This window comes from Leptolyngbya sp. DQ-M1 (assembly GCF_039962505.1).
Classification (GTDB): Bacteria; Cyanobacteriota; Cyanobacteriia; order Leptolyngbyales; family Leptolyngbyaceae; genus Leptolyngbya.
The window spans coordinates 1-7794 of record NZ_JAMPLJ010000033.1 but is presented as its reverse complement, the minus strand read 5'-3'; the positions used below and the strand labels follow the sequence as shown (position 1 = coordinate 7794).

The 7794-nt window shown below is 46.8% G+C and carries 8 protein-coding genes; 4 read left to right on the top strand and 4 right to left on the bottom strand.

What is annotated here, in order from left to right; translation table 11 throughout:
• Positions 1-448 precede the first annotated feature (448 nt).
• Genes NC981_RS25450 through NC981_RS25440 form a run of 3 tightly spaced genes read left to right on the top strand, consistent with a single transcriptional unit; the run spans position 449 to position 3668 of the window.
• Positions 449-2269 carry a Mu transposase C-terminal domain-containing protein gene (locus tag NC981_RS25450; RefSeq protein WP_348245580.1) on the top strand — a complete coding sequence of 607 codons (1821 nt, stop codon included), beginning with the start codon at positions 449-451 and terminating at the stop codon, positions 2267-2269.
• Positions 2266-3102, top strand: coding sequence for a TniB family NTP-binding protein (locus NC981_RS25445; protein ID WP_348245579.1), 837 nt, complete (start codon positions 2266-2268; stop codon positions 3100-3102). The genes NC981_RS25450 and NC981_RS25445 overlap by 4 nt, the downstream gene beginning before the upstream one ends.
• Positions 3102-3668, top strand: a complete 567-nt coding sequence (locus NC981_RS25440; RefSeq protein ID WP_348245578.1) for a helix-turn-helix transcriptional regulator — start codon at positions 3102-3104, stop codon at positions 3666-3668. Before NC981_RS25445 ends, NC981_RS25440 begins: the two co-directional genes overlap by 1 nt.
• On the opposite strand, the gene NC981_RS25435 is transcribed toward NC981_RS25440, so the two are convergent.
• Positions 3648-4004, bottom strand: a complete 357-nt coding sequence (locus NC981_RS25435; RefSeq protein ID WP_348245577.1) for a hypothetical protein — start codon at positions 4002-4004, stop codon at positions 3648-3650. The two genes, NC981_RS25440 and NC981_RS25435, sit on opposite strands and share 21 nt — an antisense overlap.
• Positions 4005-5660: 1656 nt before the next feature.
• The gene (locus NC981_RS25430) at positions 5661-5906 is read right to left on the bottom strand and encodes a hypothetical protein (RefSeq protein WP_348245576.1); all 246 of its coding nucleotides are present in this window, start codon (positions 5904-5906) and stop codon (positions 5661-5663) included.
• A 19-nt stretch (positions 5907-5925) separates the two neighbouring features.
• On the opposite strand from NC981_RS25430, the gene NC981_RS25425 reads away from it, so the two are divergent.
• On the top strand, positions 5926-6540 hold the full coding sequence (locus NC981_RS25425) for a transposase family protein (RefSeq protein ID WP_348245575.1): 615 nt from the start codon (positions 5926-5928) through the stop codon (positions 6538-6540).
• Between the two features lie 103 nt (positions 6541-6643).
• Here the strand turns inward: NC981_RS25425 and NC981_RS25420 are convergent, their stop codons facing one another.
• Together NC981_RS25420 and NC981_RS25415 are read right to left on the bottom strand one after the other, a co-directional pair.
• Positions 6644-6961 carry a hypothetical protein gene (locus NC981_RS25420; RefSeq protein ID WP_348245574.1) on the bottom strand — a complete coding sequence of 106 codons (318 nt, stop codon included), beginning with the start codon at positions 6959-6961 and terminating at the stop codon, positions 6644-6646.
• Between the two features lie 31 nt (positions 6962-6992).
• Positions 6993-7794 (bottom strand): hypothetical protein (locus tag NC981_RS25415; RefSeq protein ID WP_348245573.1); only part of this gene is annotated, 802 nt, incomplete at its 5' end.

Here is a 7794-nt window from a genome sequence, read left to right as displayed (position 1 = left end):
AAAACTAATTAAAGAATGTCAATAGACATGAGCAAGCAAAATGTAGCAGTGATTCGATCATCGGTTTAAGGATAAGGAAGCACGATTAGACGAGATTTTAATGGGCTATAACGCATACTCAGTGGGTGTTTCAAGAGTTTAAATGTCAGTTCGTTGCACATCTCGTGGAATCCCGCGCTATTTGACCGTGATCGCGAAAGCTTGAAATGCTTAGATAGCAATAGTTTGAGCGATGTAGTATGGATAATTTTTGCAGTTCCACGCTATTTGACCGCAGATTTTGAGGTTAAAATCCTGCGCTATTTGACCGCTTTCGGGATGAGATATAAACCCAGTCGAGAGCAAAACTCTTGATCTCAGTAACGTTTCGCAAACGGAATTGAGATGAAACGTCACACGCTATTTGACCGCTTGTGACATACAATTTGCGCCAGCGAACGAATTGCCTATGGACACGACTTCAAATTCCAACTCAATGGGTTCGGAACCAGATAGCATCGAGCAATTGACCTTGCCGTTGCCCGACGCAGCGGCAGATGAAGACGACAGCGAAATCGTCAATGAGATTGCCTCTGTGACGATCGAAGTGCAACAGCGAATCGAAGTGATTCAACAAGTGATCGCCGTGCGGGGCACTGAGCGGTATGCCAAAGTGCAGCGTCAAGCCGCGAAGAAACTGGGGTTGAGCGTTCGCAGCTTGCGGCGATTAGTGAGATCGTGGCAACAGCACGGCATAGCTGGATTAACGCGGCAATCGCGCTCGGATCAAGGCATCAGCAAACACGGTGAGAACTGGCAAGCCTTTGTCCTCAAAACGTATCGTGAAGGCAATCGTGGAAGTCGCAGTATGACTCCGGCGCAAGTGTCGCTGCGGGTTCGCGCCCGTGCCCAAGAATTAGGAGTTGCTGATTATCCTAGCCGCACTACGGTCTATCGTATTCTCAAACCGCAAATCGAGAAACAGCAGGCGAAACGATCGTTAGGCTGGCGGGGAGATCGCTTATTGATTACTACCCGTGAAGGCATCGAATTAGCGATCGAGTGGAGCAACCAAGTGTGGCAATGCGACCACACCAAAATTGATGTTTTAGTCGTGGATCAAGCGGGTGAGGTCTTAGGACGACCGTGGCTGACGATCGTCGTCGATACCTATTCCCGCTGCATCATGGGACTGAACTTGGGCTTTGATGCTCCCAGCGCTCAGGTTGTCGGATTAGCTCTGCGTCATGCGATTCTGCCCAAACAATACTCAGCCGCTTATGAATTGCAGCAAGTGTGGGATACGTATGGATTGCCCAATTATTTGTATACGGATGGCGGAAAGGACTTTCGATCGCAGCACTTAGAACAAGTGGCAACAGAACTCGGCATTGTTTTATGTCTACGTCGCAAGCCATCAGATGGAGGAATTGTGGAGCGACCGTTTGGCACATTCAATCGGGAATTCTTCAGCACGTTACCCGGATACGTCAGCAGCAATGTCATCGAGCGATCGCCCAGTGCCGAAATCGAAGCTTGCTTAACTCTACTGCAATTGGAACGTCTACTGGTGCGATACATCGTGGATCACTACAACCAGATGGTCGATGCGCGAATGGGCAATCAAAGCCGCATCGGACGATGGGAAGCGGGACGGATGGCACAATTACCCCTGCTCGGAGAACGAGAGCTAGATATTTGTTTGTTGCGTCGAGATCAACGCACGGTGTATCGCAATGGCTACATTCAATTTGCCAATCTGACCTACCAAGGCGAACATTTAGCTGCCTACGCAGGTGAAACGGTGATTCTGAGGTATGACCCGCGTGACATCACAACTGTTTGGATTTATCAGCTTCAGGACTCCAAGGAAGTCTTTCTCACCCGTGCCCATGCGACTGGACTCGAAACCGAAATCTTAGCGTATGCAGAAGCGAAAGCGATGAGCCGAAGAATTCGAGCGGCAGGGCAAGAAGTGAGCCAACGATCGCTCTTAAACGAGGTGCGCGATCGAGATCGTGTGATCGACCAAGTTCAACGGCAACACAAACAGCGGAAACGTGCGATCGCAAACGATTCACCGATCTCTCAACCGCAAGCTGAGATCGAGGTCGAAAAACTATCGAGTCCATCTGAAGCGACGATGATGGCACAATCCGAATTGGTCGCACCTTTAATCACCCAAGAGAATTCGCCCAATCCTGAACCTGTGAAACCGAAGAAACCTGTGCCCTATGTACGGGTGTACGAAAACTACGAGCAACTCAGACGAGAGGCAAACCCACTGTGACCCAAGACTCTAAACTTCCGGAAATCATTATTCCACCACAGAGATCGCTCCATTCACCTACACAGCAGCAGATTGAGCGTTTGCAGCATCACAGCATTGTGGAACTTGAAGCCGTGCAACAGTTTCATGCTTGGCTCGATGACAAACGCCAGTGTCGTCATGCGTGTCGAGTTATTGGCGATTCACGCACCGGAAAAACCGTGGCTTGCGATGCTTATCGCCATAAACATACCCAGAAACAATTGAATAACGGAGATGCGCCGATCATCCCCGTGATGTATTTCCATGCCCCAACTGAATCAGGACCACGCGAATTGTTTGTGGGGTTACTGGACTATCTGCAATATCGCATCACCAGAGGCACGATTTCTGAATTGCGCGATCGCGTCTATCGACTACTCAAAACTTGCCAAGTGGAAATGATCATTCTCGACGAAGCGCATCGCTTGCGACCGAAGACATTTTCGGAACTGCGCGACATTTTCGACTTGTTGAGCATTTCGGTCGTTCTCGTCGGCACCGATCGACTCGATGCGGTGGTGCGGCGCGATGAGCAAGTGTACAACCGCTTTATGGCGTGTCATCGCTTCCAGCGCATGGACAGTCAAACATTGGAAGACACGACCGCGATTTGGGAAGCGTATGTATTGAAGCTGCCACAGCCCTCGAATTTGACCAGTGCGCCGATGCAGAAGATATTGGGTGCTTCGACTCGTGGATACTTAGGGCTGCTCGATGAAATTCTCCGCACCGCAGCGCGACGCGCCTTGCAAGTAGGTCGATCGCAAATCGATGTGAATTTACTCAGCCAAACGGCTGCCGAGTATCACTAATGCAATCAGGAAGTTGGATTTTCCGCGTTGAACCGCACTCCGATGAAAGTTTTGGGCATTTCATGGGGCGGTTTCGACGGGCGAATGAACTGAGTCACCGTGCGATCGCAGAGCAGTTAGGGATTCGTATTCAATGGGTACAGTCTTGGGATTCTCCTTCGCGCCGTCGTAACCCCACGCCATTACAGATGATTGCCCTATCAAAATTGACTGATGTAGCACCTGAACAATTGGCAAAAATGCTACCGTCAGAACCACTGCACCTGCAAACGCGGCTTTGTTCAGTTTGTTATGCGGAAGTGCCAGTACATCGATCGACGTGGCAACGCGCCAATGTGGAGTTGTGCGATCAACATTCCGTTCAATTTCTTTCTGCTTGTCCGGAGTGCCATACAGGACTTCGGACTCCAGCGTTGTGGGAAGACGACTGCTGTGAAAAATGCGGGCTGCCCTTTGCCCAAATGCTCGGTCAGCCAAAGCCGAAACAAGAACGATCGGAAGCTTCCCTGTTGCAGGCAGTCGCACCGAAACGCGATCGAAAACAATTAAGCAAGCGCCAGCAATAATTTGACAGCCCAGATGACTTCTCTGCCACTGGTCGGTTCATGCGCCTTGTGGAATTGCTGCTTTAGCTGTTTGAACAACAGTTCCTGTTCTAGCACCTCTGGTGAGTAAGTCCATTGTCCCGGTGTGAGACGACGGATGATTAATGCACGATCGCGCTCAATCTTTTCGGCATTGAGCGTCGTATAAGCACCGTAGAATGCGAGTTTGAGCGCATCAATTTGAATTTCAATCTGCTCAAGCTGAATGCGGAGATCAATCATGGCTTCAATCACGTCGATCGGGTTGAATAAGTCAAGGTTAATCGTCGTTGAGTGCGAAGCGGGAGTTGTGAGCATGGCGTTTTCAAAGCAGTGTAAGCATTGCCATACTCTACGCCTGTGCCCTGGGGTTGAGGGTGCAACAGAAGTTTATCGATCGTTTTTCATGTATAAAAGCGATTGTTTTTGGTGTACTTCCGTGACGTTGTTGAGCAGTGAAATTGGTTGCAATGTTGCATTTTTTCCAGAAAGTTTAACCGATCACTCGATATGTTCTCAGTTCATCACACCCACTTATTTTAATCTGGTCACTAGTCCTACCATGAATTTAATAAAGACGCGACCCTTAGTGGGTAGATGCTGTTTCTGTGGGTACACTAGCGCGATCGGCAATCCAGTACGTGTCCTGTAGTTGAGTGTCGCTCAACTCACTTCTTGACCTCGTTAACAGATTAAACTCAGCGCAGTGTGTTAATTGTTCAGCTTCAAGTTGTTTGAGGGTGTCTTGATGCCAATAGCGATCATATTCAAATGCGAACAATCTGCTGATAATGCCTTGCTGCTGCAACGTTGCAAGTGTGATCGACGATCTTTCACTCTTCAATTCGACGACAGATTGGAGTTGATGCACTTCTCCAACTATGCAAGGGCTTGAGGGCCAAGTGCCTGGGCGTTCGGCTTAGGGGCGAAGAGCGAGGTAAGGTAAATCAAAGCGGGTTGAGAATTGATTTCAGGTTTAGGCTGCAAACTGAAGGACGCAAGCTCATTTCCGTTTACCCTAAAATTAAATTGTGATGCTGCACTATCCTGCTATCGCCCAAGCAAACCAAATCCAATGTTGAAATCCAATTAAACCGATTACCCAATCAGGCAGATTGTCATGAGATCTAATTGTTTGCTTAATCACATAATTCAGGGATAAGCACAAAATGGGAAAACCGATTAACCACAAATAAAAAACTTGACTTGAATATTCATACATCGGAATGCCCATATCCGATACATTGCTTCCGCGTAAAGATCTCAAAAAATAGAATAGAACATTCGCTAATCCTGTGACGGCAACCAAGCATAGAGTGATAACAAGTGTGCGTCGAGTAGCGTTTTGTACAAATCTTTCAGACTGCATGATGTCTAGTATTAACAAAAACCAAAGAACTGTGTATCAGGCGAGTAGTGGGTAATTTGGCATGAGTATTGCCATCTCTCGAAAAAGCTGATTGCCCTCGTAATGCTGAAATCCGTGAGCAGGTAATGGCTATATCCAAAGCAAATAACCTAGTAGCATAAATCCTTACAAATTTTAGCTTTCAAGATACCACCGAGCTTGCAGTAATAAGTGGTAGAAGAAAAAGCAGAAAAACCCAGCAGTGGCTCCTGCAACATAGGGAAAATTACTTTCCCTACTAAAGTTCCACTTAATTACAAATACAAATGTACAAGATAAGAGTGAAAAAGCTGCTGTCCATAATAAGATAAACAGAATATTGACTCCTGGTATCTTTGCAGAGAAGATATTCTGAACAAGAGGATCTCCACCTCGGATCAACACGAGCAACCGCATTGTTATCTCTGCGGAGATCCAAATTGCTACTACTGAAGCAGTAATCATCGTTACTGCTCGAACTAAGTTTTCCAATAGACTCATCATGGTTCAAGAAGCTGTAATCAGCTCTATGTTTGGAAGTAGCTAAAGTTCAGCACTACACAGACAAGAATATACTCATCACCACTCTACAGCAACACACGAAAGCTCACCGGGTAACGCGAATCTCTTGCTAAACAATCATGTGCATATTGCAAAAACTTTTTGAGCATAATGGAAGTATACTGCCAATTACGCTCCATAGACACAATTCCTCCTGCCGCTGCGAAGACATCATCTCCATAAAGATTGTTGAAGCGGTTGACTCGCTCAACCCAGTAGGAGAAGTCATAATCAACTAGAAATGTTGTTAGCGGTAGAGGGAATGTTGACACTGGGTTATACGTACCAAGATTGTTCATCAAGAAGAAGTTTATCCAAGCGTTGGGTTATGAGAAACAGTTGCCAGAGCGCGATGCTCGGAAGTTAGAGGCGATTCTGAATGAGTGTCCAGCCCTGGAATTCATCATTGACGGGACTGACCGCAGAATCAATCGTCCCAAGGACAAGGAGGGGCGAAAAAAGTACTATAGCGGCAAGCAGAAGGCTCATGCGGTAAAGAACAATCTGATTGCTGAGCGTCAGGGCAAGGTGAAGTATTTGAGCCAGACCTATGAGGGCAAAAAGCATGATAAAGCCATTGCCGACGCAGAGGACTACCAGTTTCCCCAAGGCAGTCGATTGTGGCAGGATACAGGCTTTCAGGGATTTGCACCCCTCGGTGTGATTGTGCTGCAACCGAAGAAGAAGCCCCGAAATCAAGAACTCACGCAGACTGAGAAACAACTGAATCGGCTGATTTCAAAACAGCGCGTTCCGATTGAGCATCATATTGGTGGGATCAAACGCTCACAGATTGTGATGCAGAAATTTCGTAATCGCAAGGAAAACTATGTGGATCAAGTGATGGAAACGGCGTGTGGACTGCACAATTTCCGTCTTGAACACCGCCAGTCAAGATTCGCTTAGCTTCAACGAGAAACTTAGAAGCATCGTTCTGATTCCTGTACAGTTATTTCCGATAAAGTTTAGTAAACGGCGATCTCAACTTCAGTTACTAAGGAAGTAGTCCTCAGGGATTGAGATAAATACCGGAACTAACGTACATCTGCTCTTTAAGAACTTCATCCGTTGTCCCACTAGGTGGATAGATTTTTGAAAATGGAATACCGTAATACTCCTCGTCATCCTGATCGAGGTCTGAGAATTTTACGTATTCATCATCAACAAGCTCTGAGCAGGCACTCTCTTCATTCTTATGGTTAGAGCATCTACTTCCATAAAAAACTTCGGCAGAGTTATCGTCGTAGACTCGCAATCTTGCCCATTGTAAATCGGGAAACGAACAATCCATTAACCACCATTCTTCTTTTGTTACTGATTTCTTCATTTTTTGTCACCTCTTACTACAAAAATCACAGCTAGTTTACATCTGATACACCAGGTTTGCTACGGGGAACTAAGTGATACTCAAACTTGCCGTCAGAGCGATACCTTCCTTTGATTTCAACTATATACAAATCCCCATTAGGTCTTCCCTCTTGAATCCGCTTGCCAATAGGAGTATCAGAACGATACATCCAACGATGCCAAAGTTCTCCTTGTCGTTGTCCTTGATAGACTCCTTCGCTCCATACCTTATTTTCTAAAGCTTCAAGAGCAGATGGGTCATTGAATATGTGTGCTTCCTTGCCTCTGTTAAGATCCTTCTGAACAATGCTACCATTCTCAAGATGTCTGCTCTCCGTGTATGCCTTGTCGTGGACAGAATTTTCGGGAGGCTTGCCAGTAGGACGATTAGAGTCAGGATTAGGAAAGTTCTGTCCCGAAGTTCCTGACGCGCCCTTAGAGAACAGCACGTGCAAATGCTCGATTAAGCGATCGACGCTGACGGCTGCGCTTTGAGTTCCTGCGTTGATTGTGATTAAACCTGAACCTGCTACAGCAGTGCCGATCGCGATCGCTGGGGCACCTCCAATGCAACCGAAGCCTTGACCAACAAAGCACAGCTTTGCACCTGCTTGTGCAGCACTTGATCCCGCTTGAAATTCAAGAATCCCTGTTAGAATTGCAGCACCATTTCCAAGTAAACGCCCTGCATCAAAAGCTAGTGACTTTGGTGCGTCCTCTTCTAGGGAATCATCTAAGTATCGGTGAAGCGGATTCAATGCCCGAAAGATTAGGTTGGTGGGTGCAGAAATATCTTTAAGATAGGCATAGATG

Coding starts and splice junctions, on each gene's coding strand:
- NC981_RS25440 (WP_348245578.1), top strand. CDS start 3,102: ATGCAATCAGGAAGTTGGATTTTCCGCGTTGAACCGCACTCCGATGAA.
- NC981_RS25435 (WP_348245577.1), bottom strand. CDS start 4,004: ATGCTCACAACTCCCGCTTCGCACTCAACGACGATTAACCTTGACTTA.
- NC981_RS25450 (WP_348245580.1), top strand. CDS start 449: ATGGACACGACTTCAAATTCCAACTCAATGGGTTCGGAACCAGATAGC.
- NC981_RS25420 (WP_348245574.1), bottom strand. CDS start 6,961: ATGAAGAAATCAGTAACAAAAGAAGAATGGTGGTTAATGGATTGTTCG.